The following is a 26,012-nucleotide window of genomic DNA, read 5'->3' on the forward strand; positions in this document are numbered from 1 at the left end:
TTTGCATGAAAACACTGCGCGTCCCACTGTCTCACATTCTCCAATTAGTCTGTTTTCTTTGCTTTTGCCTTCCTTTGCTCTCTCACGCTGAAACGTCGGGTGGATTGCAAGCGATCACGTCCACGCCTGCGCCAGGCGGGGGTCAAAATTATTCACTCAGCATTCAAACACTCGTTTTTCTGACTGCACTGAGTTTCCTGCCTTCTGTACTGTTAATGATGACGAGTTTTACCCGCATCATCATCGTTCTTTCCATGCTCAGACAAGCTTTGGGTACGCAATCATCCCCTCCAAATCAGGTTTTGATTGGCTTAGCCCTATTCCTCACCTTATTCGTGATGGGGCCAGTTTTGGATAAAATCTATACGGATGCGTACGTACCATTTTCAGAAAATAAAATCACGATGACTGAGGCCATGGAAAAAGGTGGGGCGCCGTTAAAGCAATTTATGATGAAGCAAACCAGACAAGCCGATCTTGCCCTGTACGTTAAAATGTCTAACTCGCCTAAGTTACAAGGTCCTGAAGACGTCACTTTCCGAATATTGATTCCCGCCTATATCACCAGCGAATTAAAAACTGCCTTTCAAATAAGTTTTGCGATTTTCATTCCTTTTCTTATTATCGATATGGTCGTTGCAAGTGTTTTGATGTCTATGGGGATGATGATGGTGTCTCCTTCCATTGTTTCACTTCCTTTTAAACTCATGTTATTTGTTTTAGTCGATGGTTGGCAATTAATCATAGGCTCATTGGCACAGAGCTTTTATTGAGGTATTTATGACTCCAGAATATGTTATGACCTTGGGGCGACAAGCGATAGAAGTCACGCTCATGCTGGCAGGACCACTTTTATTGGTATCCTTATTGATAGGTTTGATGGTCAGCATTTTTCAAGCGGCGACTCAAATTAACGAAAGCACACTTTCATTTATTCCTAAATTGGTCGGGATTTTTACCACCTTAATTATTGCCGGACCATGGATGCTGAGCGTCTTAACTGACTATATGAAGCAGATGTTTTCCAGCATCGCGACCATGGCAGGTTAATACTTTCATGAAAAATTCATGATCTCGTTTGCAAGCAAAGAATTGATTGATCTGGTAATGGCTTTCCTGTGGCCATTAACCCGAATTTTAGGACTCATCGCAGTTGCTCCCCCATTCGGAAACAGAACAATTCCTCTCAGGATAAAGCTCGGATTCGGAATTATTATCGCGCTTATCGTTACTCCAACGATCCCCCCCTTCGCAAATGCAGACGCCCTCTCCTTCTCCGGAATGATGATACTGGCGCAACAGTTTGTCATAGGACTTGGCATGGGCTTTGTAATGCGCCTCGTATTTGCCGCCATTGAAATGGCTGGAACGGTGGCAGGCATGACGATGGGATTAGGCTTTGCCTCTTTCTTCGACCCTCAAACGAGGGGAAATACTTCGGCGGTTTCGCAATTCTTAGTGCTGGTGGCGACGGTGCTATTCTTTTCACTGAATGTGCATCATGCCTTACTGTTGGCGTTGATGGACAGTTTTAAGAGCATACCGATTTCCACCACATTACAAAGTGGCTTTGATTTTCACAGGTTAGCTATTTGGGGTGAGCAAATATTTATTGCTGGACTGAGACTTTCCATACCTTTGATTGCAGCGCTATTACTAACCAACGTTGCCCTCGGCATTCTGACGCGCGCGGCACCCCAATTAAATATCTTTGGTATTGGTTTTTCCATTACTATCACTGTGGGTTTTTTAATATTAGCGGCGATTCTTCCGTATCTATCTATCCCAATTGAAAATTTATTTCAGCAGGGTATAGAAACCATGCAAACTTTAGGTAAATCGCCACCGCATCAAATACCGTGATCCACCTCATCTTACGAGACCTATGAATACCATCACATTGGCCGATCTGCATCTTCTCAATATTAAGACCATCCGCGATCTGGAAGCAAATACAATCAACGAGATTCCACACGCTAACCTCATAAAAAAAGCGGGGAAAGCAACTGCCAATTTAGCCAAACAGTTAATTAAGAAAAAAGCGCTTCCCGCCTTAATACTCGCGGGCCCCGGCAACAATGGAGGAGATGCCTGCGCTACCGCTGCGGAATTAGCAAAAGACGGTTATAGCGTCATCGTCATTCTATGCGCCGACCCGGAAAAATATTCGGCCGATGGGAAAAAAGCCTTTGACAAAGCACTCTCGAGAAAAGTGATTGTCAAAAATAGCGATGCACTGGACGATTTGCTCAAGCTGGACTTTAGCATCATCATTGATGGCTTATTTGGAATTGGGTTAAAAAGAGCCATTTCGGGCATCTATGAAAAGGCGATCAACGGCGCCAATCAACTAGCTCACAAAAAGCAGATATTTATTTTATCCATCGACGTTCCTAGCGGTTTGAATGCCGACACTGGAACCTTAGTGACAGACGACGCTGATAAAAATGTTGCGGTTAAAGCCGATGCAACTATCACTTTCATCGCGAATAAACCAGGCTTACATACCGCCGATGGCAAAGATTACGCCGGAGAAGTGATTGTCAATGATCTAGGGATACAGTCGCCAGTCACTGAAGAAAGCAAACTTTTATTGAACCATGCTTCCAGATTTAACTTTCAATTACCTGAACGAAAACAGAACAGTCACAAAGGTAGCTATGGTGAAGTGATTGTCATCGGCGGCGACAAAGGCATGCTGGGTGCAAGTGTATTAGCGGCGCGTACGGCGTTGTATTCAGGCGCAGGAAAAGTCAATGTAAGTTTGCTGCACCCTGCAATCGATTACGACACGCTGCACCCCGAAATCATGTACAAAGACGCTCAGCACCTTCAAATGAAGGAAGAGATCGTTGTTATCGGTCCGGGTATGGGACATTCTGATATTGCAAAGACTATATTGAGCAAAGCATTATCGTCTGAGATCTCACTAGTTATTGATGCTGATGCTCTTAACCTCATCGCAGCTAACAAAGAATTAAATGACTTATTGATGGGCAGAACTGCGTCAAGCATACTAACGCCTCATCCACTTGAAGCAGCAAGACTGCTACACATATCTGCAAAAGAGGTTCAACAAGATCGCTGCAAGGCGGCCTTACTCCTTGCAAACAAATTCAAATGTGTTGTAGTACTTAAAGGTTCAGGTACGATTATTACAGATCCTGAGGGACGACTACGAATTAATACAACAGGTAATCCTGGCTTGGCTACTGGCGGCAGCGGTGATGTGCTAGCAGGTCTTTGCGGTGCACTACTGGCGCAGGGCTTGAATAGCTTTGAAACCGCTCAATTAGCAGTATGGCTTCATGGCGCCGCCGCCGATACATTGGTCGAAGCGGGCGTCGGTCCGATAGGTATGATCGCCAGCGAACTACCTGAGGCAATACGTCATTGCCTCAATGCATTCGTGGATAATCAACGTCTGGCCAATTAATCGACCAACGTATTGATTTGCTCGGCATTTAACTTATCGCTTTGCACTTCACAGGTGATGCCGGCACTTGCAATCGCAGCAGTCAGCTTTTCAATTTGCTCCTGCTGCGATACTGCATGATCAATCAATTTATGCAAGACCTTAGAAATCGGGTCATCACTGTTTTGCGTAACACCGTAAGCGGAAAACAATTGCGCCCCGCCAACATCCGGCGAGCTGACTTCTTTTTTGATAATATGGGCTGGGTTACCTACCGCAGTAGCACCAGCGGGAACAGGCTTCACCACCACAGAATTCGAGCCTATCTTCGCACCCGCACCGACGGTGAAACTACCCAACACTTTAGCGCCAGCACCAACGATGACCCCCGCTTCCAACGTGGGATGTCTTTTTGCTCCACGGGATAAAGAAGTACCACCTAAAGTAACGCCCTGATAAATCGTGCAATCGTCACCGATTTCTGCCGTCTCACCAATCACCACGCCAAAGCCATGATCGATAAATACCCGGCGACCAATCGTCGAACCAGGATGAATTTCTATACCTGTAAGAACCCTTGCAATATGTGAAATAAAACGTCCCAACCACTTAAAGCCACGCACCCAACACCATTTTGCCCAACCGTGCATGACGATTGCCTGAAATCCGGGATAACAGGTGATCACTTCCCAAGCGTTACGGGCGGCGGGGTCTTTAGCAATAATACTCGCGATATCTTCGCGGAAACGACTGAACATAGGGATAACTATGAAAAATGAGGTACAGCAAGATAGTAGCGTATTTAAAAAAAATGCGCCGAAGCGCATTTTTTTGCATGAGAATACGACTGAATTCAGATAATCATCAGACTGTTTTAGGCAAACGCTGGCGGCGCGCTTCATACAAACATACACCCGAAGCAACCGAAACATTCAGACTTTCAACCGTTCCATACATTGGAACACTTACCAGCACATCGCAGGTTTCGCGTGTCAATCGGCGCATACCCTCGCCCTCAGAACCCATCACAATGGCGCAACCGCCGCTGAAATCAACATCGTAGATAGTTTTGCTATCCACATCGTCAGATGTGCCGACCAATAAAATGTCACGCTCTTTCAATTCACGTAAGGTACGTGCTAAGTTGGTTACCGTGATATACGGCACAGTTTCGGCAGCACCGCTTGCCACCTTAGCAGCAGTAGCATTCAAACCAACCGCACGGTCTTTCGGTGCGATAACAGCATGAGCACCAACACCGTCGGCTACACGCAGGCACGCACCAAGATTATGTGGATCGGTAATTCCATCCAGCACCAACAGTAACGGTGGCCCATCAATGGCATCCAATAGTTCATCAAGATTGCGCGCCAGTGACAATTCACCAGCCTTAGCCACAACACCTTGATGGCGGCGTGTCCCAACGATGTTCGATAAACGTTGATCGTCAGCGTGAATAATGCGAACACCAGCCGCTTTAGCGGCGATCAGCAAATCTTGCATACGGCGATCGTTACGTTCCGAATCAACGTAAATCTCTTCCACTGTTGATGCTTCATGACGAATTCTTGAAGTGACGGCGTGGAAGCCAAAAATCATTTTACTTTTCATATTACTCTTTATTAATGTAACTCAGCTTAACCTAATCAACCTCTTGATCTTTATATCTCGATCTTAAGGTCTTTAGCTTAACGTCTTTTTTTTACAGGTTTCCCTGTCGCTTTTCCAGTAGCGGACACTGTTTTTTTACCACTCGCAGCGCCTTTTTGCTTGACACTACTCACTCTGGCATCAGAGGATGCCCCTTTATATTTTTCCTGCCGTTCTGCAGCAAAGCTCTTTTTTGCAACAACAGGCTTGGATGCATTTTTTACAGCCTTAGCACTTTTATTCACCGGAGTGCCAGGTATTTGTTTCTTTGCCTTTTCTGCCGCACCACTCCATAATGGCGCACTGGAACCCGCTGGTTGCACGATACTTAAATCAATTTTACGCGCATCCAGATCTACCCTACTCACCTGAACTTTGACCTTATCGGTGAGTTGGTAACGCTTACCAGTACGTTCACCGCGCAATTCGTGGCGTGCCTCATCAAATTGGAAGTAATCAGCACCCAACTCCGTGATATGTACCAAACCTTCAATGTAAATATCGTCAAGCTGAACAAAAATACCAAACTGGGTCACGCCAGAAATGGTACCAATGAATTCTTCACCCAATTTATTTTTGATGAAATAACACTTTAACCAAGCTTCAACATCGCGCGACGCCTCATCAGCACGACGCTCATTGGCAGAACAATGCGTACCTAAAGAGTCCCAAATCGTTGGATCTTTCTCAATTTTCTTTTTACCGGCTGCTTTATCAGCAATTAACTGCTTGCGTGCCGAGTTCGAAATAGAGGTGTTCAAAAGGCTCAGATCTATCCCTTTCGGTTCATAGACTTTACCTTGCAATATTGCCTTAATCGCTCGGTGCGTCAACAAATCCGGATAACGACGGATCGGACTGGTAAAGTGCGCGTACGCTTCGTATGACAAGCCAAAATGACCGATATTATCTGGGCTATAAACTGCTTGCTGCATAGAACGCAGCAACATTGTTTGCAACAACGGCGAATCTGGACGGCCTTTAATTTTATCCATTAATGCCGCGTAATCAGAAGCAGAAGGTGAATCACCACCACCTAAAAACAAACCAACTTGTTTCAAGAAATTTCTGACCTGCGTCAGCTTTTCTTTAGTCGGTCCCGCATGAATACGATAGGTACCCGGATGCTTGTAGGTTTCCAACAGGTTTGCCGCACAGACATTGGCCGCCAACATACACTCTTCAATCAGCTTATGCGCATCGTTACGTGTGCGTGGGATAATTTTTTCTATCTTGCCGGCGGCATTGCAAACGATATAGGTTTCAGTTGTTTCAAAGTCGATCGCTCCACGCACATGGCGCGCTTTCAACAGCGCCTGGAACACTTCATATAGATGCAATAAATGCGGCACCAATGGTAAACGCTTCGCCGCCTCTGGCCCTTTGGTGTTACCTAAGACCGCAGCAACTTCAGTGTAAGTAAATCGTGCTGCGGAATGAATCACTGCAGGGTAAAACTGATAGGCATTCACAACACCATCTTGTGTAATTACCATATCACAAACCAGCGTCAAACGATCGACATCAGGATTGAGCGAGCAAAGACCATTCGATAACTTCTCCGGCAGCATAGGAATAACTCTACGCGGGAAATATACGGAAGTGCTACGCAACAAAGCATCCTGATCCAACGCGTCATTTGGAGCCACGTAATGACTCACATCGGCAATCGCAACCAAGAGACGATATCCTTTGCTCCGCCCGATTTTTACCGGCTCACAATAAACGGCGTCATCAAAATCGCGCGCGTCTTCGCCATCAATGGTCACAAGTGGAATATCGCGCAGATCAACTCTGTCTTCGAGATCCTTAGGACGAATTTCTGAAGGTAATTTAGCAGCAGCTTTTTGCGCTGCCTCAGAAAACACGTGTGGCACACCAAACTTACGCACAGCAATTTCAATTTCCATACCCGGGTCGTCAATATCACCGAGTATCTCGACTATCTTTCCAACGGCCTGTGCATAGCGGGTAGGCTGCTCTGTAAGCTGAACACTGACTACCTGACCGGCTTTCGCCTTTCCCGGGGAGCCTGCAAGCAAAATATCCTGGCTAAAACGGTTATCTTCAGGAGCGATAACCCAGACTCCATTTTCATTTAACAAGCGACCTATCACATGCGTGTTGGCACGTTCCAGAATCTCGATAATGCTGCCTTCGAGGCGCCCGCGGCGATCAGTGCCTACAACGCGCGCGGTGACTTTATCTCCATGCAACACCTTTTGCATTTCCCGCTCGGGCAAATACAAATCATCACTACCGTCATCAGGTATCAAAAAGCCATAGCCATCTCGATGGCTATTTACTTTTCCTGAAATAAAATTTTCTTGATTAGCGAGTGTATAGTGTCCAGAACGATCAGGCTTGATTTGACCGTCTCTTTCCATCGCGTTTAATCGTCGCGTCATGCCATCAAACTCCTCGGGTTTCACGCCTAACTTTTCTGCAATATCGTTTGCAGTCAGTTTGGCCTTATTCGTACGAAGGACGCCCAGAATTTCTTCGCGGCTAGGAATGGGGTATAAATGCTTATTCAAATGATGTTAATTTCTTTAAAAGTTAGATCACGCCCTGACTATACAAGACATCCTCCTAGTTTACCGGAGCAAACGTCAAATGCCTAACAATTCTTCAACAAGAACCAGGTGAACCCTTGACACTACAAGCAAACGCTCTATAATGCTGGCTTCCGTTGCCCACGTGGCGGAATTGGTAGACGCGCATGGTTCAGGTCCATGTGCCGCAAGGTGTGGGGGTTCGAGTCCCTCCGTGGGCACCACAGCATTCGAAATGCCCGTTGATTCGTCAACGGGCTTTTTTGCATTTAATCACCTTCATCAGCATTCAGACCTCCTTTTAAAATAAAAATCTAAATATTTTAAATATTCCCCCAAACAAGGTGCATTTCATCTATAATCACGCCTTCCGTTGCCCACGTGGCGGAATTGGTAGACGCGCATGGTTCAGGTCCATGTGCCGCAAGGTGTGGGGGTTCGAGTCCCTCCGTGGGCACCACAGCATTCGAAAGCCCGTTGATTCATCAACGGGCTTTTTTGCATCCGCGCATCTCAAGCCTCACACACACCTAGCTCCAACCAAATACATCTGAACCAAAACAAGCACCCAAAAAAAACGGAAGCCTATTCGCTTCCGTTTTTTAGTGCAATTTATGCAGATTCACCCTTTTTCAACCAAGCATTCAATTGATGAGGACGAATGCTATCGTACTCTTCGAACGGTTGATGAATCCAAGGATTTGTCGCCAGATAATCAAGGTGATAGTCAGGAGCCACAGATGAGCACGCTTTATACCAGATCACCGCAGACTTCACATCCGTCACTGCTGGGAAATTTTCACGTAAGTGGTGCAATACGCGCTCCAGTGTGACGCCCGAGTCAACCAGGTCATCCACCACCAACACACGACCCTGCAAGGTACCCTTAGTCATGGAAATATATTTACCGATATCCAAAGACCCCTGAACTGTACCCGCATCCTCGCGATACGAACTAGTAGACAAAATTGCCAAAGGAACATCAAATATTCTGGAGAATATATCGCCAGGACGCAAACCGCCGCGCGCCAGACACAATACCTGATCAAACTTCCAGCCAGATTCATGCACTTTGAGCGCTAATTGCTCAATGGAGCGGTGATACGCATCCCAGGAAACCCACAAATCTTTATCTGTAGAGGCAGGTGTATTCATATTTTTATTTTTCCTTCTTTAAACAAACGGATGGCGCAATACAATAGTTTCCTCGCGGTCCGGGCCAGTTGACACCATATCAATTGGCACCCCAACGAGAGACTGAATGCGCTCAATGTAATTGCGAGCATTCAGAGGCAACTCTTCCATGCTCTTAGCCCCAACGGTCGATTCCGACCATCCGGGCATTTCTTCGTAGATCGCTTCACACAAAGAAGCCTCTTCAGCACCTACCGGGAAAATATCAACCACCTTATCACCCAGCTTATAGCCTGTGCATAGCTTCAATGTTTCGATACCATCCAACACATCCAACTTAGTCAGACACATACCTGAAACACCATTAATTTGGACAGAACGCTTTAACAAAGCCGCATCAAACCAGCCACAGCGGCGGGCACGACCCGTCACAGTCCCAAACTCATGACCGACACTGGCTAAATGCTTGCCAACGCCTTGATCGGTCGGCAATTCAGATGGGAACGGACCAGAACCGACGCGTGTCGTGTAGGCCTTCGTAATACCCAAAATGTAATGCAACATGTTAGGACCAACACCTGCACCCGCAGCAGCGTTACCCGCAACGCAGTTGCTGGATGTCACGAACGGATAAGTACCATGATCAACGTCGAGCAAACTACCCTGCGCACCCTCAAACAACAAGCTAGCACCTGCCTTATGAGCTGCATACAGGGCACTAGACACGTCCGCAACCATAGGACGGATACGTGGCACATGAGCCAGAGCATCATCGAGCGTTTTTTGATAATCAACCGCTGGTGCTTTGAGATAATTGGTCAGCACAAAATTGTGGTAATCCAGATTTTCTTTTAATTTTTCAGCAAAGCGTTCGGCATTAAGCAAGTCAGCGACCCGAATAGCGCGACGCGCAACTTTATCTTCATAGGCTGGACCAATACCCTTCCCCGTCGTACCGATTTTTGCGGCGCCACGAGCCACTTCACGTGCCGCGTCCAATGCTGTGTGGTAAGGCAAGATAACTGGGCAAGCTTCGGAAATTTTCAAACGAGAGACAACTTCAACGCCGTTCGCTTGCAACTTATCAATCTCGCGGAGTAAATCAGGAACTGACAACACAACACCATTGCCGATATAGCAAGCAGTACCTTCACGCATAATACCCGATGGTATCAATTGCAAAGCCGTTTTCTGACCACCAATAACCAGAGTATGACCGGCATTGTGACCGCCTTGAAAACGCACAACACCTTGTGCGTGATCAGTCAACCAGTCGACGATTTTACCTTTACCTTCGTCACCCCACTGGGTTCCGATCACAACGACATTTTTTGGAGTTTTATTGTTTGACATCACTCAACCTACATTTTGAAGAATCCATTGATCACCATCGAATACGACCACTCTGTTGCAGTCGAATTCGTCTTGTTCGTTCTCGTGCCCAGGGAAATTTTGAATTACCACTTCCCCCTCATTACGTAATTCTGCTATTTTTTGGCGCAAACCAACATCTCGGCTCCACGGGGCGCGAATCGCATCCTTGCGCTCAGCAACTGGCATCAATCGTGCTAGCTCACGCAAATCCAATGAAAATCCGGTCGCCGGACGCGCCCTACCAAAAGCCTCACCCACATGATCATAACGCCCGCCACGTGCCACCGCGTTTGGCAAGCCATGCACAAAAGCACTAAACATCACGCCACTATGGTAGTGGTAGCCTCTCAAATCAGCCAAATCAATGGTCACCTGTGCAGGCCCCACCAAGCTAGCCAGATATTCCAACTCATCAAGCGCACTAATAATGCCATTTACCGCAGGCAGTTTTTCTCTTGCGATTTTCAAAATAGAAACATCACCATACAAAGTTGGCAACAGCATCAGAGCCGCCCGTACCTCCGGCAACAATTCACGGCTAACGATGTCTATACTAGGCAAATCCTTCGCCTCAAGCAAAGAAAATAAAACATTCTCCTGCTTCTTTGCCTCGGAATCAAGGTCGAGAATCGCGCGCAAAACCCCCACGTGACACAAATCCAGACGTACTTCGCGAATTCCAGCCAATGCCAGACTCGCCAATACCAATTCCTGGATTTCAGCGTCAGCTTCTAAACCCGCATGACCATAGATCTCAGCACCAATTTGTATTGGCTCACGGGTTGCATGCAAACCAGAAGGCTTAGTGTGCAACACGTTGCCAGCGTAGCAAAGTCTAGTCACCGACGCGCGATTCAACAAATGCGCATCAATCCTAGCCACTTGGGTAGTCATATCTGCACGTAGGCCCATGGTACGTCCGGAAACCTGATCAACCAACTTAAAAGTGCGTAAATCCATGTCCTGACCAGCGCCAGTCAACAAGGATTCGATGTACTCAAGCAAAGGCGGCATTACCAGCTCGTAGCCATACAATCTGAAGTGATCAAGAAAAACTCGGCGCAAGTCTTCGATCTTACGTGCTTCAGAAGGCAGGACGTCAGCAATATTTTCGGGGAGAAGCCAATTCGGCATGAAAAACAATCAAAAAAAATTAACAAATACGTATTTACGACAGGCATCCAGCAAATAGCGATCTGTACCGCAATTGGTACAGATCGCTATTTGCTGGATATGTTTTCTGAATTACTTAGATTTTACTGCATTCGCCCCACCACTAGATACCCCAGGGGTTTTAAAATACTTAAAAAAGTCTGAACTTGGATCAACCACCACGAAGTCACTCTTACTTTTGAAGCTAGCACGATATGCTTCAAGGCTACGGTAAAATTTGTAAAATTCCGGATTTTGTCCAAAAGCCTTGGCATAAATCTGCGAAGCCTCGGCATCACCTGCACCGCGCATTTCTTCAGATTCACGATAAGCTTCAGCCAACAACACGGTGCGCTGACGATCCGCATCAGCTCTAATTTTTTCCGAATCAGCTGAACCGGTCGAACGCAGCTCATTTGCCACGCGCAAACGTTCCGCTTTCATACGGTCATACACAGAATTATTGATTTGTTCAACATAATCAACACGTTTGAGGCGCACATCAACAATTTCCACGCCAATTTGGCGTGCTTCTTCAGTCACCTTGCTACGAATCGCTTCCATTACCTTGCCGCGCTCGCCCGATATCACTTCTCGTACGGTGCGTTTGGTAATTTCATCATTGAGTGCCGCTTTAACGATTTGCGATAGCCGATTTCTTGCACCGCGTTCTTCACCAGCAAAACTGACGAAGTACAGCTTAGGATCAGAGATACGCCATTTCACGTAAGAATCAACGAGAATATTTTTCTTCTCAGCAGTAATGAAACGATCAGCCTCATCAGCATCAATAGTTAAAATCCGCTTATCCAGAAACAATACATTTTGAAATGGCGGAGGCAACTTGAAATGCAAACCAGGTTCACTAATGACCGATTTCACCTCACCGAATGCAAAAACGATGGCATAGTTTTTTTGATTAACAACAAATATAGTTGAATAAGCAACTAACAATAGACCAACAAATATCGCCAGAAAAGACATAATCTTATTCATATTAACGTACCTCCCTGTCGCGGGAATCACGAATTTCCCGAGATCTATTTTCGTCTTTATTACTACGCATTTCTATCGTTGGGATTTGCTCATTCAACACAGAAGATTGGACTGCGGCCGGAACCTGGGTCGCCACATTCGACTTGGCAGATGCGGCTTCGTTTTGCGACATCACTTTATCCAAAGGTAAATACACCATGTTATTCCCGGACTTGGTATCCATCATCACCTTACTAGTGCTCGCGAAGATTTGTTGCATCGTTTCCAGATACATACGATCACGGGTAACAACCGGTGCTTTCTGATATTCATTCAACACTTGCTTAAAGCGAGAAGCATTACCCTCTGCATTTGAGACTACACGCGACTTATAGCCTTCAGCCTCTTGCAACAGTCGCGATGCTTCGCCACGCGCTTTAGGAATCACGTCGTTCGCATACGCCTGACCCTCATTTTTCTGACGCTCTTTATCCTGGCCTGCTTTTACTGCATCATCAAATGCTGCCTGCACTTGCTCAGGAGGCTGCACACCTTGCATAGTCACGTTAGCAATTTGCACACCAGCCTTATAGCGATTCAAAATCTGCTCCATAAGAGCGCCTACGTCAGACGCTACTTTTTCGCGGCCTTCATATAAGACGAAATCCATCTTACTCTTACCGACGATTTCACGAATCGCAGTTTCAGCAACCTGACGTATCATTTCATCCTGATCACGATTACTGTACAACCAATCAACGGCATCTTTAAGTTTGTACTGAACGGCAAATTGAATATCAACAATATTCTCATCATCAGTGAGCATTAAAGACTCACGAGCCTGCTTGTTTTTGACATTTGAGCGATAACCAACCTCCACCGTGCGCACTTGCGATACATCGACGATTTCGTGGTTTTGGATAGGATAAGGCCAACGCCAGTTCATACCAGCACCAGTAACATGCGTATATTTACCAAATGTCGTAATTACCGCAGTCTGACCTTCTTGGACGATAAATACGCCACTGACCAACCAGACAAATAAGAAGACAAGCAGGATAGCCCCGACGCCCAACTTTGCACTTACAGGGTCAGAATTAAAGTTATTACCCCCATTACCACCGCTGCCATCGCCTTTTTGACCCAGAAAGCGGTTTAAGCGCTGATTCAGATCCTTCCAGATTTGCTCTAGGTCGGGCGGTGTATCAGGAGATTTTTTGTCATCCTGATTACTATTCTTGGAGCCACGGCCCCATTGAGGATCGTTCAATGACAAAGTCACACCAATTCTTTTTAGAAATGAACCAATCATTCTCTTGATTTCCAATGAATAGAAGGTTGAGCTACAGGATATTAAATCTTGCATCAGTTTCATCGGGAGCAATCTTTGCTCCTGCTGTTTCCGACGCCTTTTGGATAGCAAAATCTGCAATGGACTGCCTCAACAGGTCCAAGCCAGCACCTGTTCTTGCGCTCAGAAATATTCTGTCAATTTTACCACACTCGTTTAGCACGACCGCCGGCTCGAGAGCCGCCAGATCGATTTTATTGCAAACCATTAATTGCGGAATATGATCTGCGCCAATTTCTTTCAGAACATGATTCACCTGCTCTACCTGATCTGCCCGCACAGGACTATTAGCATCAACAACATGCAATAACAAATCCGCATGTATAGTCTCTTCCAAAGTTGCGCGGAAAGCGGCTACCAATTGATGAGGCAACTCGCGAATGAAGCCAACGGTATCAGAAATCACCACGCTACCCGCGTCACCCAGATACAGGCGCCGTGAAGTAGTATCCAACGTAGCAAACAATTGATTGGCCGCATACGTGCCCGCCTTCGTCAATGAATTGAACAAGGTTGATTTACCCGCGTTGGTATAGCCAACCAGAGATACTGAAAAGGTTTTGCTACGATCACGTGAACGACGCTGCGTTTCACGCTGCTGCTGTAACTTTTCAAGGCGCGACTTCAACATTTTTACTCGCTCACCAAGTAAGCGACGATCTGTTTCCAACTGCGTCTCGCCCGGCCCGCGCAAACCTATACCGCCTTTTTGACGCTCCAGATGCGTCCAACCACGAATCAAGCGCGTAGCCAAATGTTGCAACTGAGCCAACTCAACTTGCACTTTACCTTCGTGGCTTTTTGCCCGTTGCGCAAAAATATCCAGAATCAAACTCGTGCGATCAACCACCCTGATCTTCAGGTGTCGCTCGAGGTTACGTTGCTGAGCAGGCGAAAGCGCATGATTGAATATAACCAGATCAAGCTTCTCATCAGCAACGATATCTGCAATTTCAGTCGCTTTACCACTGCCAATAAATAACGCTGCGTCCGGTCTGGAACGCTTACAAGTAACCACACTTATAGGGTCAGCCCCAGCAGATTGTGAAAGCAGAGAAAGCTCTTCCAGGCCAGCTGCAAAATCGTCCTTGCCAAAATCGACGCCTACCAAGGCTGCGCGCATGCTCAAGGACATATACAAAAAATAGAAGGAATCAAAAAATTACTCAGCCTCAGACTCAGTAGCAATACTAACAGCACGTGCCGGAACCACCGTAGAAATAGCGTGCTTATAAACCATTTGAGTCACGGTATTTCTTAACAAAACCACGTATTGATCAAAGGATTCAATATGACCTTGCAGCTTAATACCGTTAACTAAGTAGATAGACACGGGAATATGCTCTTTACGCAGTGCATTCAGAAACGGGTCTTGTAAAAGTTGCCCTTTATTGCTCATAACAGCTCCATTGTGTTGTTGTGATCAGGAGTTGGGGATTATTTGAAATATTTCAAGTAATCCCATAGTAATTACAAAACAACTGTAATTGAATTTTATTCAAAAACTTAATAATACGATTTTCTTTAACCGAAAAAAATCAACATTAATATGTTTCTCAAGAACTTATTTTTCTTTACTTAGACTTATCGAACGGATTCTTACCAGAACGCATTTCAATTCTCAGGGGGGTCCCCGTCAATGAGAACGTCTCTCTAAAATGTTTTTCCAAATAACGCTTGTACACGTCACCGACCGCCTCCAATGCATTACCGTGAATCACAATAATAGGCGGATTTTGACCGCCTTGATGCGCATAACGCAATTTCGGACGTATTGATCCTTTGCGCTTCGGTTGCTGATGCTCAACAGCTTCAATCAAAGCACGGGTCAATTTAGGGGTCGATAAATTAGCCATCGCTGCTTCATAGGCAGCATCAATCGATTTCATCAATGGGCTAATACCAGTTGATTTTAAAGCAGAAATGAAATGGAACTTTGCAAACGTCAGGAAATTCAACTTACGTTCGATATCAAATTTAATCTCATCCCTACGATCACTTTGCAGTCCATCCCATTTATTGACACCAACCACTAATGCACGACCAGACTCCAGAATAAAGCCAGCAATATGGGCATCTTGCTCGGAAATATCCTGTTGCGCATCCAATAGCAGCAACACAACATTCGCCTCAGAGATGGATTGCAAAGTTTTAACGACAGAAAACTTCTCGATTGCCTCAAAGACCTTACCACGACGACGAATACCCGCCGTATCAATCAAAGAATAATGCTTACCATCTCGCTCAAACGGAATTTCTATTGAATCACGAGTAGTGCCCGGCATGTCAAACGCAATGACCCTATCTTCACCGAGCAGGGTATTAACCAATGTCGATTTACCGACATTAGGACGCCCGACAATGGCTATTTTAATACCACGAACAACATCAACTGGCTCCTCCATTTCTGGCGGACGTTGAGCAAAAGCAATGTTAAGTGACTCTTCGACCAAATCAGCAACGCCATCACCGTGAGCTGCAGAAATCACATAAGGATCCCCCATACCCAATTCGTAGAAATCAGCGGTAACGGCAGAATATCTCATGCCCTCAGCTTTGTTGACAACTAGCATCACAGAGCGGCCTGATTTACGCAAGAAATCGGTGATGGTCTTGTCATGTGGCGTCAAACCCTGACGACCATCAACAATAAAAATAACGACATCAGCTTCAGCAACGGCTTGCTTGGTTTGCTTAGCCATTTCATGCAAAATACCCTCTTTGGCAACTGGCTCAAAACCTCCAGTATCAATAACTAAAAAGGGCCTCTCTCCAACACGACCTTCACCATAATGGCGATCGCGAGTCAGACCGGGAAGGTCTGCCACTAATGCGTCGCGTGAACGGGTAAGCCGATTGAACAGCGTGGATTTGCCGACGTTAGGTCGGCCTATAAGTGCGATAACCGGCTTCATTTGTATTACTCGGCTGCAAAAGCAACCACTGATCCTGATTTTGTTTGAACAATCAGATTTGAACCAACCACAATCGGGGCAGCTAAAATCTGACTACCATCGGTAGCAACTCTACCAATGAAAGAACCATCTTCTCTTGAGAGAAAATGAACGTAACCTTCAAAGTCGCCCACAGCTACGCTGCGACCAAAGGAAATAGGGGCTGATAAACGACGGCGAGCAAGCTTATCATTACGCCAGGCACTAGACCCGCCATCGCGATTAAATGCATTTACAGTGCCAACGCTATCTGATGCAAACATGAAACGCTCATCTGCGCTCCCACCAACTTCGCTAGAAATATTTTTTACCCAGCGTGGCGAACCTGTGTTTAAGTCAAAACAACCAACTCGCCCTTGGTACGACGTCGCGCAAACATCCTTACCCACCACCACTGGCAGACCGGATACATCAGCAACACGCTCGAGCTCAGTATTACCTTTGGGCTCACCAACAACAGCTTCCCAACGCAAGCCACCATTTTTAAGCGCCAAAGAAGACATGCGCCCGCCAGGCAAAGCCACTATAACCTGATCACCGACCACCAACAAGCCGGGCACTGCTCGTAAAATAAGCGGCGGCAATGGACGCTCGACGGACCATTTTTTCGCACCAGTTTCTAAATCATAAGCACTAATCCGATTGTCATTACTACGTATAACAACCAACCCTGCACCAATCGCAGGAGTTGAAAGGATTTCAGACGATTCTTGCACTTTCCAACGTAATTTACCATCAGTATCGAAAGCGAACAAATTCCCTTTCTCACCAGCAACCACAACAGAACCTAATCCTGCACCAACGCCTGCAGTCAGGCTAAACCCGGCATTAATACGCCAAACGGAACGACCAGAAGCAGCATCAATTTTTGCCACCGTACCGTCCGCAGCCGCCACATAAACACTAGAACCGTCCACCGCAGGACTAAAAACATAATTTGCTGATGAGCCAATCGAAATCAACCAAGCCTGCTTAACAGCAATCGTTGACTTGATCTCCACTAGTGGTGCTGGGAGTTTTTTTGGATCAGGCTTAGAAGCAAATGGGTTTAAAGATGAGCATCCCGCCAAAAGACAAAACGCAGCCACCGAAATTAATTTGGCGGAAAATTGCATGAACAACTCCTGTTATTTATTTACGACAACTGCATCAGCCGCAGAACCGCCTATCGCATCCAGTTTAATCTGCACCAATTGACGTGCCGAGTTTTTATCTGTCATTTTTTCAAGGGCCGCCTGATATGCTTTACGCGCATCATCAATTTTTGCTTGCGCAACCAGAACATCCCCCTTGCGATCAAAAACCTCGGCCTGCAAATCCACCGGAAATTCTCCGGAAAGTTGCGTCATAGCCAGTTCGTAATTTTTTTCATCTAAGGCGATTCCGGCTAAACGAATCCTTGCGATCGCTTTGTAATCATCATTCTTGCTCTTATCAACTACCCATTGCAATTGCGACTTTGCAGATGTCAGATCATTTGCATCAAATGCACTTTTAGCAGCAACCATAGCAGCCATCGATGCATACGAAGTAGTCGCAAATTTTTCTTTTAAATCATTTGCAGCACGCTGTACTTTCGCATCGTCTTTTGCTGCCACAGATTTTTGCATTTCCTCATACAACTGAGATGCCTGGCCAGATTGATTGCTTTGATAATTACTCCACTGAGTCCATGCTGCGTAGGCGGACAATGCGATAATTAAAATCCAAGTAATCAAATTACCATATTGTTTCCAGATTGCTTTAAGGGTTGCAAGTTGTTCCTGCTCTTCTAGATCGTAAGCCATGTTCTTATATTTTATTAATGGTGAATATGAATATGATTTGGGTCATCGCAACAATCCGCGTCTGACTCTGCACCGACAATTTGATCAACCAAATAATCAATTACAGTATCAAATGGCACACTGATTTGGTTATTTTCCTGATTATCAGAGCGCATGGTTTTGATAATAACGCTATTACTGGCAAGTTCATCCTCACCGATAATGGCGGCATAAGCGGCACCACTTGCATCTGCTTTTTTCATTTGCGCTTTGAAATTACCGACACCTGTGGCAGTTGCGCAATGTAACACAACATCAAGACCCGCATCACGCAATCTCTCGCTCAAGACAAACGCTTGCATTTGCGCATCATTACCTTGATGCACCACATATACGTCGCAAATCGCTGAAGGCTGAGTATCGCCAGCTGCCTTCATCAATTCGATCAGACGCTCGATACCCATACCAAAACCACATGCCGGAGTAGGCTTACCACCAAAGGTTGCAAACAGCGAGTCGTAACGCCCACCACCACAAACTGTACCCTGAGAGCCAAGTTCGTCGGTAATCCACTCAAACACCGTCAGGTTGTAATAATCCATCCCACGCACCAGACGTGGATTGATTTTAAATGGAATACTATTAGCCCTTAAGATTTTCTGCACACCTTCAAAGTGGGCAAGAGATTCCTCACCCAGGTAGTCAAGCAACTTTGGTGCAGCATTAACCATGTCTTGCATCGCTGGATTTTTCGTATCCAGAATTCGCAATGGATTTGAGTGCAAGCGACGTTGTGCTTCAGCATCAAGCATGTCCATATGCTGCTCAAAATAAGCAATCAAGGCTACTCTATGAGCATTTCTTTCTGCCGCGTTACCGATGGAATTTAATTCCAGACGCACGTTTTGCAGACCTAAATCATCCCACAACCTCTGACATAGCATAATCAATTCTGCATCAATATCAGGACCACTGAAGCCCAAAGCTTCAGCACCCACCTGATGAAATTGACGATAGCGCCCACGCTGGGGGCGCTCATGGCGGAACATAGGACCGGTGTACCATAAACGTTTTGGACCATCGTAGACCAAATTATGCTCAATAGCGGCACGTACAATACCAGCAGTACCTTCAGGCCTCAGAGTTAGCTTGTCACCATTCATCGAATCTTCAAAAGAATACATTTCTTTTTCGACGATATCAGTAACCTCACCCAAACCACGTGAAAACAAAGGAGTAGCTTCAACAATAGGTGTGCGAATTTGTTGAAAACCATAACTCTTTAAAACTGACTGCACCGTATTCTCAAACAACTCCCACAAAGGAGAGTCAGATGGAAGAAGGTCATTCATCCCTTTAACACCAACGATTTTTTCTATTTTTTTATTTTCCGACATGGTCAGCCTAGTTTAATTACTCTCAACTTCTGCAGCACTTCCGTAACGCTTCTGCACATAATCCAACACGATAGCTTGAAATTCCTCAGCAATGCGATCGCCGCGCAAGGTCATCGCTTTTGTGCCATCAATGAACACTGGCGCAGCTGGTGATTCACCCGTACCTGGCAAACTAATACCGATATTTGCGTGCTTTGATTCACCCGGGCCATTCACGATACACCCCATCACGGCAACATTCATATTTTCAACACCAGGATACTGCTTCTTCCAGACTGGCATCTGATCACGTAAAAACGTTTGGATATCGTCCGCTAATTCCTGAAATACCGTTGACGTCGTACGACCACAACCCGGGCAAGCGATTACCATTGGCGTAAATTTTCGCAAACCCATGGTTTGCAAAATTTCCTGGCCAACAATCACCTCACGACAACGATCGCCACCTGGCTCAGGGGTTAAAGAAATACGTATTGTATCGCCTATCCCCTCTTGCAACAAAACACCCATCGCTGCTGTCGAGGCAACAATTCCTTTACTTCCCATGCCCGCCTCAGTCAGGCCGAGATGCAATGGATAGTCGCAACGCGCAGAAAGTTCACGATAAACTGCAATCAAATCCTGCACGCCTGACACTTTGCACGACAAAATGATCTTGTCACTACCCAGACCCAACTCTTCTGCACGCTGTGCATTTTCAATGGCTGAGGTAATTAATGCCTGATACATCACTGACTGAGCAGTTCTTGGATCAGCCAATGATGCATTCTCATCCATAATCCGCGCCAGCAAGTCCTGATCCAGACTTCCCCAGTTAACACCGATGCGCACTGGCTTATCGTATCGACATGCCATTTCTATCATTTGCGCAAACTGCGTATCGCGTTTCGCACCCTGCCCGACATTTCCGGGATTAATCCTATATTTAGACAATGCTTGGGCGCATTCTGGATAATCCCTAAGCAATATATGTCCGTTATAGTGAAAATCACCAATCAACGGAACATCCACGCCCATACGATCGAGCTGTTCACGGATTGCAGGCACCGCCGCTGCGGCCTCCTGATTATTAACTGTAATTCGCACCAACTCAGAGCCAGCCCGCGCCAGATCTTTAATCTGAATCGCAGTTCCAATGACATCAGCAGTATCCGTGTTTGTCATCGACTGCACAACGACTGGAGCATTGCCGCCGATTAATACTTCTTTCTTGCCATAGACAATTTTTGCAGTGCGACTAGAACGCCTTGCCAAAGGCCCGGAAGCGATTTCCGATAAAAATGGTTTCATGCTTACTTCACGCTTAAATTAACGACATTCGTATCTTTAGGAGGGACAATTTCAAGTGCAACGCCGCGTAGGACCGCATCAACACCATGCGCATTTCCCAATCTCAACTGAACCGGCTCTTTCACATCAAAAAACTCTTCAGTCCCAGCCCTGGCCAAATGAGATGTAATTACCTCACCAGACTCTTTTTTCACCTGCAGCCATGAATCCTGGCGAAACTTCAGATGCAACTTATTATTCGCAGATAACGCACTACCACTCGACGCAACAACAGACGCACTGGAAGCGGGAACCACGACATTGGTCGCAGGCATCAAACTAGACTGCACACTCTTCACTTCCGTAACTGGCGTTGGTGGTGGCGCCACCTGTGTTACCACTGCTTCGGAAGCAGCAACACGCTCTACCACCGTGCCTGCCTGAGCAACGACATCCGGTGGAAACACGTCGATCTGAGACGCTGGCAGCGTCACATTATCAACTTGAGGAAGTGATGCAGAAACCTGCTCCACTACTGGCTTCGCAGCATCTGAATGTGCAAACAATAATTTAAACCATTCCGCCTGCTCGAAATGCTGCGCAAGAACAAACAAGAGTGCAGCGACAGCCAAAATGCCAGCACCTAACATGTACTTCTTGTTATGATTCTCGGTCCTGCCGAGAAAATGAGATTTAGATTCAAGAAAAGGCGTCGCCAGAGTTGGCCGCAAATCCGTATCTAATTCGACGGAACTTACCTCCCCCGGAAGACAAGCAATGATCGGCGCAGGATCAACTCGCAGCAATTTTGCATATGATCTGACGAAGCCTCTGACAATCACCATCTTGGGTAATTTATCAAATTCATTACTTTCCATCGCCAGAACTTGTCTATGCGATAGCTTAAGCTGCTCTGCCACTTGCTCAAGGCTCAATCCCAATTGCTGACGTGCAGCAGACAACTTCGCACCAGCAGTATCAAGAAGCTCAACTGATTTCTCCTCAACCAAACCAGAAGCCATCGATTCAGATAAAGGATTTAAGCCAACCTCATTCATCAAACAAACCTCTCTGCAAGAGACTAAATTCAGGGGAGTCTGGATAACGCTTTCGCAATTGCGCAGACAGACTATTTAATGCAGCATCATCACGCAACTTATGCTCAATTTTTATGGCAAGCCACAAAACATCAGGTGTCAGCACATCCTGCTGTATGACGCGACCAATATAAAACCTGGCCTTTGCATATTCACCACGTAAAAATAAAGTTCTTGCCAGGTTAGTATTTAAACCTGAATTCGCTGGATCAACCCGAAACCCTTGCATAAAATATTTTTCGGCCGCCGCATTATCACCCATATTCAAGCTACACATACCTGCAGCGTTGTAAGCTTTTGACGAGGCATAGGTCTGACTTTGGAGCACTTTCTGGAGGTAAGTCAGCCCCTCTTTTTCGCGCTTATTCTGGCACAAAAACCAACCATAATTGTTCGCAATATCCAGATTATCAGGAGCAAGTTTCAATGCATACAAAAAGTTATCTTCAGCTAATTTTTTTTCGCCAGTACCCATAAATATCAAGGCCCGAACGCTATAGGCATCAACTAAATCAGGGGAAATAGCCAAAGCATGCTTGATCTCATCAAGAGCAACTTTATATTGCCCTTGCTGGTAATAACTGATTGCCAATTGCATTCTGATAGACGCACGTTTTTGTGCATCCTGCTTTTCAACAGAAAGATTTGAATCATCCGAAGGCCCCTCCAACTGTTTTGAGGCACAAGCAGACAAAACAAGAAAAAAAGAAAGAAGAGCAGCTCTTCCTATCCAACGATACGATCCAAAAATTTTCACTGAGTGATCTCCACGATCTTGCCAAAATTCTCACCAAACTTCTTCTGATACTCCGCCATCTTTTGCATGCGCTCTTGCACACGGGTTCTATCCTTCACCTCACCAGCCAATTGTCCGCAAGCAGCGTCAATGTCGTCACCGCGTGTTTTACGCGTTGTCGTAACAATGCCAGCATCCAACAAGACCTGCGCAAACGCTTTAATTCGCGGATTTGCAGAACGCTTCAAGCCAGATTCAGGAAATGGATTAAACGGAATCAAGTTGAACTTACAAGGAACATCTTTCACCAACTGTATCAACTCACGAGCATGTGCATCAGTATCATTCACGCCATCGAGCATACAATACTCAAACGTCACAAAATCGCGTGGCGCAAACGCGAGATAACGCTTACATGCAGCCATCAATTCTGACAACGGGTGCTTCTTATTCAACGGAATTAAACCGTCGCGCAACGTGTCGTTTGACGCATGCAAAGACACAGCTAACGCCACAGGGCATTCTTGCGACAACTTATCCATCATCGGCACCACGCCGCTTGTGGAGAGCGTTACACGTCGACGCGACAAACCATAAGCATTATCATCCAACATCAAACGCAAAGCAGTGACTGTTGGTTCAAAATTCAACAGAGGCTCACCCATGCCCATCATGACTACATTCGTAATCTGGCGCTCGCCCTTAGGCCCCATAGGGATGCCTTTGGTACGACGCAACTCAAACTCAGCCATCCATAGCTGACCAATAATCTCTGCCACGGTCAGATTACGATTAAATCCTTGCTTGCCAGTTGAACAAAAGCGGCAATTCACCGCGCAACCAGCTTGCGTAGAGATACACAAAGTACCCCGATTTTCCTCAGGAATAAACACCGTTTCAACAGCATTTCCCTGCCCCACATCCACCAACCATTTACGGGTACCGTCAAGTGAAGTGTGGTCACTAATCACCGCGGGAGCAGTTATCACCGCTCTGGTAGCAAGTTTTTCGCGCAACGATTTTGCGAGATCTGTCATCTCATCAAAACTGCTTGCGCCAAACTGATGTATCCAACGTTGCAACTGCTTTGCACGAAACGGCTTCTCACCCAATTCGCCACAGTACGCAACGAGCTGTTCCGGATCTAGATCCAATAAATTTATGAGTGCCGTCATGTGTTTCTCTCTTACACCCCGAATCGCAGCATTGCGAGACGGGGCATCAATTACTTCAATTTCTTTAAATACTGCTTAATACAAATTAACGTGAGTACACGTTCAGTGCTGGAAAGAAATAAGCGATTTCAACAGCAGCTGTTTCAGCAGCATCAGAGCCGTGAACTGCGTTTGCATCGATAGATTCAGCAAAATCAGCGCGGATTGTGCCTTTTTCAGCTTTCTTAGGATCAGTTGCACCCATCAGGTCGCGGTTTTTCAAAATCGCGCCTTCGCCTTCCAATACTTGTACAAATACTGGACCAGAGATCATGAAATCAACCAGATCTTTGAAGAATGGACGTGCAGCATGAACAGCGTAGAAGCCTTCGGCTTCAGCGCGGGACAATTGCGTCAAACGAGCAGCAACAACTTTCAAACCAGCAGTTTCAAAACGGCTGACAATTTGACCAATCACGTTTTTTGCAACTGCGTCAGGTTTAATAATAGATAATGTACGTTCGATAGCCATCTGAAAACTCCAATAAAAAGAAAGGGTTAAGACAAAAACTCTAGAATTCATCTAACCCTAGATTTTAGCATGAAACACTTGATACAACATGTCTTTAAAGAAAGACCGTAAAAATACCAAGCATATATTTGCCAACTCAAGAAACCAAATCAAAGACCGCCATAGACTCAACGTGGGAGGTATGCGGAAACATATTAACAACTCCTGCGTAACTCAAACGATAACCAGCTCCATTGACCAAAATGCCGGCATCGCGCGCCAAAGTTGATGGACTGCAAGATACATAGACCAGTCGCTTAGGTTTGAGGTCGGGCGCAACTTGCGTTAAATCCACCAAAGCCTGACACACTGCCATCGCACCGTCACGAGGGGGATCAATCAAAAAGCGATCAAATTTACCCAGCTTAACAAAATCCTCCGCCGTCACCTCGAACAAATTGCGCGTGCTAAATGAGGTCTTTTCAGATAAACCATTGTGAACAGCATTTTCGAGCGCACGATCAGTCAGCGTAGAACTACCCTCAATCCCAACTACCTGTTTTGCAAGTGTAGCAATAGGCAATGTGAAGTTACCTAAACCACAAAATAAATCAGCAATACGCTCATCTTTTTGCGGATCAAGCAAGCGCAGCGCTTTTGCCACCAGCACACGATTAATATGGTGATTCACCTGCGTGAAATCGGTAGGCTTAAACGGCATCTTGACGCCAAATTCAGGCAACAGGTAATGCAGATCGCTAGTTGAAGGGTAGTATGGCTCAGCAGTTTCCGGACCTTTCGTTTGCAACCACCATTGCACCTTGTGGTGATCAGCAAAAGCTTTTAACTTCACTTCATCATCTGCAGCCAATGGCGCCATAATCCGCAACACCATTGCAGTCACCCCCTCACCGATGGCCAACTCAATTTGCGGCAAATGCTCAATGATAGACAAAGAGGCAACCAACTCACGCAAAGGCATCAACATTGCCGAAACGTGGGGCGGCAAAATCTTACAAGTTTCCATATTCGCCACATAACGCGACTTTTTCTCATGAAAACCAACCAATACTGTGCCTTTTTTAATCACGTGGCGAACTGACAGACGGGCACGATAGCGATAACCCCAGGTTGGACCGTAAATTGGGCGCATCATCGTTTCAGCCTTCACCTTGCTGATGTGCCACAAGTTATCTTCCAAAACACGTTGCTTCATTGCCACTTGTGCATCAGGCTCAAGATGCTGCATAGAACAACCGCCGCAAGTACCAAAGAATTCACATTTTGGATCCACCCTTTGCGATGAAGTACGATGCACCTCCGATAAAGTTGCCACCTCCCAACTTGGCTTCTTTTTGTAAGAACTAAAGCTAACCAATTCACCCGGCAAAGCACCTTCAACAAACACCACTTTTCCTTGCGTACCATCTTCATTTTGCAAATGACCAACGCCGCGCGCGTCCATATCAAAAGAACGTATTTCTATTTTATTCATGGGAATATCGGCGCAAACTTCAGTCGC

The 26,012-nt window shown here is 46.0% G+C and carries 24 protein-coding genes and 2 tRNA genes; 6 read left to right on the forward strand and 20 right to left on the reverse strand.

Annotated elements, in window-relative coordinates:
* Positions 1-5: 5 nt before the first annotated feature.
* Genes fliP through ACO0KY_RS07205 form a run of 4 tightly spaced genes read left to right on the forward strand, consistent with a single transcriptional unit; the run spans position 6 to position 3,436 of the window.
* Positions 6-773, forward strand: a complete 768-nt coding sequence (fliP, locus tag ACO0KY_RS07190; RefSeq protein ID WP_423045044.1) for a flagellar type III secretion system pore protein FliP — start codon at positions 6-8, stop codon at positions 771-773.
* Between the two features lie 7 nt (positions 774-780).
* A complete protein-coding gene (fliQ, locus tag ACO0KY_RS07195; RefSeq protein WP_186911644.1) occupies positions 781-1,050 on the forward strand; it encodes a flagellar biosynthesis protein FliQ in 270 nt (89 codons plus the stop codon).
* A gap of 18 nt (positions 1,051-1,068) precedes the next feature.
* Entirely contained in the window at positions 1,069-1,863 is a 795-nt protein-coding gene (gene fliR, locus ACO0KY_RS07200) for a flagellar biosynthetic protein FliR (RefSeq protein WP_423045045.1), read from the forward strand.
* A 22-nt stretch (positions 1,864-1,885) separates the two neighbouring features.
* Positions 1,886-3,436, forward strand: a complete 1,551-nt coding sequence (locus tag ACO0KY_RS07205) for an NAD(P)H-hydrate dehydratase (protein WP_423045046.1) — start codon at positions 1,886-1,888, stop codon at positions 3,434-3,436.
* Here the strand turns inward: ACO0KY_RS07205 and cysE are convergent.
* From cysE to rnr, 3 genes are all read right to left on the reverse strand, one after another.
* Positions 3,433-4,173, reverse strand: coding sequence for a serine O-acetyltransferase (gene cysE / locus ACO0KY_RS07210; RefSeq protein WP_186911641.1), 741 nt, complete (start codon positions 4,171-4,173; stop codon positions 3,433-3,435). The two genes, ACO0KY_RS07205 and cysE, sit on opposite strands and share 4 nt — an antisense overlap.
* 106 nt (positions 4,174-4,279) lie before the next feature.
* Positions 4,280-5,026 carry a 23S rRNA (guanosine(2251)-2'-O)-methyltransferase RlmB gene (gene rlmB, locus ACO0KY_RS07215; RefSeq protein WP_423045047.1) on the reverse strand — a complete coding sequence of 249 codons (747 nt, stop codon included), beginning with the start codon at positions 5,024-5,026 and terminating at the stop codon, positions 4,280-4,282.
* A 77-nt stretch (positions 5,027-5,103) separates the two neighbouring features.
* Positions 5,104-7,602, reverse strand: coding sequence for a ribonuclease R (rnr, locus tag ACO0KY_RS07220; protein ID WP_423045048.1), 2,499 nt, complete (start codon positions 7,600-7,602; stop codon positions 5,104-5,106).
* A gap of 157 nt (positions 7,603-7,759) precedes the next feature.
* Here rnr and ACO0KY_RS07225 point away from each other — a divergent pair.
* Positions 7,760-7,844, forward strand: a tRNA-Leu gene (locus ACO0KY_RS07225).
* Positions 7,845-7,995: 151 nt separating this feature from the next.
* Positions 7,996-8,080 (forward strand) — tRNA-Leu (locus ACO0KY_RS07230).
* A 152-nt stretch (positions 8,081-8,232) separates the two neighbouring features.
* On the opposite strand, the gene ACO0KY_RS07235 is transcribed toward ACO0KY_RS07230, so the two are convergent.
* The 17 genes from ACO0KY_RS07235 to rlmD form a co-directional block, all read right to left on the reverse strand.
* Positions 8,233-8,775 carry a phosphoribosyltransferase gene (locus ACO0KY_RS07235; RefSeq protein WP_422988147.1) on the reverse strand — a complete coding sequence of 181 codons (543 nt, stop codon included), beginning with the start codon at positions 8,773-8,775 and terminating at the stop codon, positions 8,233-8,235.
* Positions 8,776-8,793: 18 nt separating this feature from the next.
* Complete coding sequence (locus tag ACO0KY_RS07240; RefSeq protein ID WP_423045049.1) at positions 8,794-10,107, reverse strand: adenylosuccinate synthase; 1,314 nt, start codon at positions 10,105-10,107, stop codon at positions 8,794-8,796.
* A 3-nt stretch (positions 10,108-10,110) separates the two neighbouring features.
* Positions 10,111-11,262 (reverse strand): ATP phosphoribosyltransferase regulatory subunit, encoded by a 1,152-nt coding sequence (locus ACO0KY_RS07245; protein ID WP_423045050.1) that lies wholly within the window; start codon positions 11,260-11,262, stop codon positions 10,111-10,113.
* A gap of 111 nt (positions 11,263-11,373) precedes the next feature.
* Complete coding sequence (gene hflC, locus ACO0KY_RS07250; protein ID WP_186911635.1) at positions 11,374-12,276, reverse strand: protease modulator HflC; 903 nt, start codon at positions 12,274-12,276, stop codon at positions 11,374-11,376.
* A 1-nt stretch (position 12,277) separates the two neighbouring features.
* On the reverse strand, positions 12,278-13,567 hold the full coding sequence (gene hflK, locus ACO0KY_RS07255; protein ID WP_423045051.1) for an FtsH protease activity modulator HflK: 1,290 nt from the start codon (positions 13,565-13,567) through the stop codon (positions 12,278-12,280).
* A 31-nt stretch (positions 13,568-13,598) separates the two neighbouring features.
* Positions 13,599-14,729 carry a GTPase HflX gene (gene hflX, locus ACO0KY_RS07260; protein WP_423045090.1) on the reverse strand — a complete coding sequence of 377 codons (1,131 nt, stop codon included), beginning with the start codon at positions 14,727-14,729 and terminating at the stop codon, positions 13,599-13,601.
* 39 nt (positions 14,730-14,768) lie between these two features.
* Complete coding sequence (hfq, locus tag ACO0KY_RS07265) at positions 14,769-15,005, reverse strand: RNA chaperone Hfq (RefSeq protein WP_186911633.1); 237 nt, start codon at positions 15,003-15,005, stop codon at positions 14,769-14,771.
* Between the two features lie 175 nt (positions 15,006-15,180).
* Positions 15,181-16,521 (reverse strand): ribosome biogenesis GTPase Der, encoded by a 1,341-nt coding sequence (gene der, locus ACO0KY_RS07270; RefSeq protein ID WP_186911632.1) that lies wholly within the window; start codon positions 16,519-16,521, stop codon positions 15,181-15,183.
* A 5-nt stretch (positions 16,522-16,526) separates the two neighbouring features.
* Positions 16,527-17,675 carry an outer membrane protein assembly factor BamB gene (gene bamB, locus ACO0KY_RS07275; RefSeq protein WP_423045052.1) on the reverse strand — a complete coding sequence of 383 codons (1,149 nt, stop codon included), beginning with the start codon at positions 17,673-17,675 and terminating at the stop codon, positions 16,527-16,529.
* 12 nt (positions 17,676-17,687) lie between these two features.
* Positions 17,688-18,347 carry a YfgM family protein gene (locus ACO0KY_RS07280; protein WP_423045053.1) on the reverse strand — a complete coding sequence of 220 codons (660 nt, stop codon included), beginning with the start codon at positions 18,345-18,347 and terminating at the stop codon, positions 17,688-17,690.
* Positions 18,348-18,361: 14 nt separating this feature from the next.
* Positions 18,362-19,723 carry a histidine--tRNA ligase gene (hisS, locus tag ACO0KY_RS07285; RefSeq protein ID WP_423045054.1) on the reverse strand — a complete coding sequence of 454 codons (1,362 nt, stop codon included), beginning with the start codon at positions 19,721-19,723 and terminating at the stop codon, positions 18,362-18,364.
* Positions 19,724-19,735: 12 nt separating this feature from the next.
* Positions 19,736-21,013 carry a flavodoxin-dependent (E)-4-hydroxy-3-methylbut-2-enyl-diphosphate synthase gene (gene ispG / locus ACO0KY_RS07290; protein ID WP_186911628.1) on the reverse strand — a complete coding sequence of 426 codons (1,278 nt, stop codon included), beginning with the start codon at positions 21,011-21,013 and terminating at the stop codon, positions 19,736-19,738.
* Positions 21,014-21,015: 2 nt separating this feature from the next.
* Positions 21,016-22,050, reverse strand: a complete 1,035-nt coding sequence (locus tag ACO0KY_RS07295; RefSeq protein WP_423045055.1) for a helix-turn-helix domain-containing protein — start codon at positions 22,048-22,050, stop codon at positions 21,016-21,018.
* Positions 22,043-22,846 carry a type IV pilus biogenesis/stability protein PilW gene (gene pilW, locus ACO0KY_RS07300; RefSeq protein WP_423045056.1) on the reverse strand — a complete coding sequence of 268 codons (804 nt, stop codon included), beginning with the start codon at positions 22,844-22,846 and terminating at the stop codon, positions 22,043-22,045. Before pilW ends, ACO0KY_RS07295 begins: the two co-directional genes overlap by 8 nt.
* Positions 22,843-24,000, reverse strand: a complete 1,158-nt coding sequence (rlmN, locus tag ACO0KY_RS07305) for a 23S rRNA (adenine(2503)-C(2))-methyltransferase RlmN (RefSeq protein WP_186911626.1) — start codon at positions 23,998-24,000, stop codon at positions 22,843-22,845. The genes pilW and rlmN overlap by 4 nt, the downstream gene beginning before the upstream one ends.
* 85 nt (positions 24,001-24,085) lie before the next feature.
* On the reverse strand, positions 24,086-24,511 hold the full coding sequence (gene ndk, locus ACO0KY_RS07310; RefSeq protein ID WP_422995788.1) for a nucleoside-diphosphate kinase: 426 nt from the start codon (positions 24,509-24,511) through the stop codon (positions 24,086-24,088).
* Between the two features lie 136 nt (positions 24,512-24,647).
* The gene (gene rlmD, locus ACO0KY_RS07315) at positions 24,648-25,985 is read right to left on the reverse strand and encodes a 23S rRNA (uracil(1939)-C(5))-methyltransferase RlmD (RefSeq protein WP_186911624.1); all 1,338 of its coding nucleotides are present in this window, start codon (positions 25,983-25,985) and stop codon (positions 24,648-24,650) included.
* Positions 25,986-26,012: the final 27 nt, after the last annotated feature.

This window comes from Undibacterium sp. Dicai25W (assembly GCF_049340505.1).
GTDB lineage: Bacteria > Pseudomonadota > Gammaproteobacteria > Burkholderiales > Burkholderiaceae_D > Undibacterium > Undibacterium jejuense.

Coding starts and splice junctions, on each gene's coding strand:
- fliP (WP_423045044.1), top strand. CDS start 6: ATGAAAACACTGCGCGTCCCACTGTCTCACATTCTCCAATTAGTCTGT.
- fliQ (WP_186911644.1), top strand. CDS start 781: ATGACTCCAGAATATGTTATGACCTTGGGGCGACAAGCGATAGAAGTC.
- fliR (WP_423045045.1), top strand. CDS start 1,069: ATGATCTCGTTTGCAAGCAAAGAATTGATTGATCTGGTAATGGCTTTC.
- ACO0KY_RS07205 (WP_423045046.1), top strand. CDS start 1,886: ATGAATACCATCACATTGGCCGATCTGCATCTTCTCAATATTAAGACC.
- cysE (WP_186911641.1), bottom strand. CDS start 4,173: ATGTTCAGTCGTTTCCGCGAAGATATCGCGAGTATTATTGCTAAAGAC.
- rlmB (WP_423045047.1), bottom strand. CDS start 5,026: ATGAAAAGTAAAATGATTTTTGGCTTCCACGCCGTCACTTCAAGAATT.
- ACO0KY_RS07235 (WP_422988147.1), bottom strand. CDS start 8,775: ATGAATACACCTGCCTCTACAGATAAAGATTTGTGGGTTTCCTGGGAT.
- ACO0KY_RS07240 (WP_423045049.1), bottom strand. CDS start 10,107: ATGTCAAACAATAAAACTCCAAAAAATGTCGTTGTGATCGGAACCCAG.
- ACO0KY_RS07245 (WP_423045050.1), bottom strand. CDS start 11,262: ATGCCGAATTGGCTTCTCCCCGAAAATATTGCTGACGTCCTGCCTTCT.
- hflC (WP_186911635.1), bottom strand. CDS start 12,276: ATGAATAAGATTATGTCTTTTCTGGCGATATTTGTTGGTCTATTGTTA.
- hflK (WP_423045051.1), bottom strand. CDS start 13,567: ATGATTGGTTCATTTCTAAAAAGAATTGGTGTGACTTTGTCATTGAAC.
- hflX (WP_423045090.1), bottom strand. CDS start 14,729: ATGCGCGCAGCCTTGGTAGGCGTCGATTTTGGCAAGGACGATTTTGCA.
- hfq (WP_186911633.1), bottom strand. CDS start 15,005: ATGAGCAATAAAGGGCAACTTTTACAAGACCCGTTTCTGAATGCACTG.
- der (WP_186911632.1), bottom strand. CDS start 16,521: ATGAAGCCGGTTATCGCACTTATAGGCCGACCTAACGTCGGCAAATCC.
- bamB (WP_423045052.1), bottom strand. CDS start 17,675: ATGCAATTTTCCGCCAAATTAATTTCGGTGGCTGCGTTTTGTCTTTTG.
- ACO0KY_RS07280 (WP_423045053.1), bottom strand. CDS start 18,347: ATGGCTTACGATCTAGAAGAGCAGGAACAACTTGCAACCCTTAAAGCA.
- hisS (WP_423045054.1), bottom strand. CDS start 19,723: ATGTCGGAAAATAAAAAAATAGAAAAAATCGTTGGTGTTAAAGGGATG.
- ispG (WP_186911628.1), bottom strand. CDS start 21,013: ATGAAACCATTTTTATCGGAAATCGCTTCCGGGCCTTTGGCAAGGCGT.
- ACO0KY_RS07295 (WP_423045055.1), bottom strand. CDS start 22,050: ATGAATGAGGTTGGCTTAAATCCTTTATCTGAATCGATGGCTTCTGGT.
- rlmN (WP_186911626.1), bottom strand. CDS start 24,000: ATGACGGCACTCATAAATTTATTGGATCTAGATCCGGAACAGCTCGTT.
- ndk (WP_422995788.1), bottom strand. CDS start 24,511: ATGGCTATCGAACGTACATTATCTATTATTAAACCTGACGCAGTTGCA.
- rlmD (WP_186911624.1), bottom strand. CDS start 25,985: ATGAATAAAATAGAAATACGTTCTTTTGATATGGACGCGCGCGGCGTT.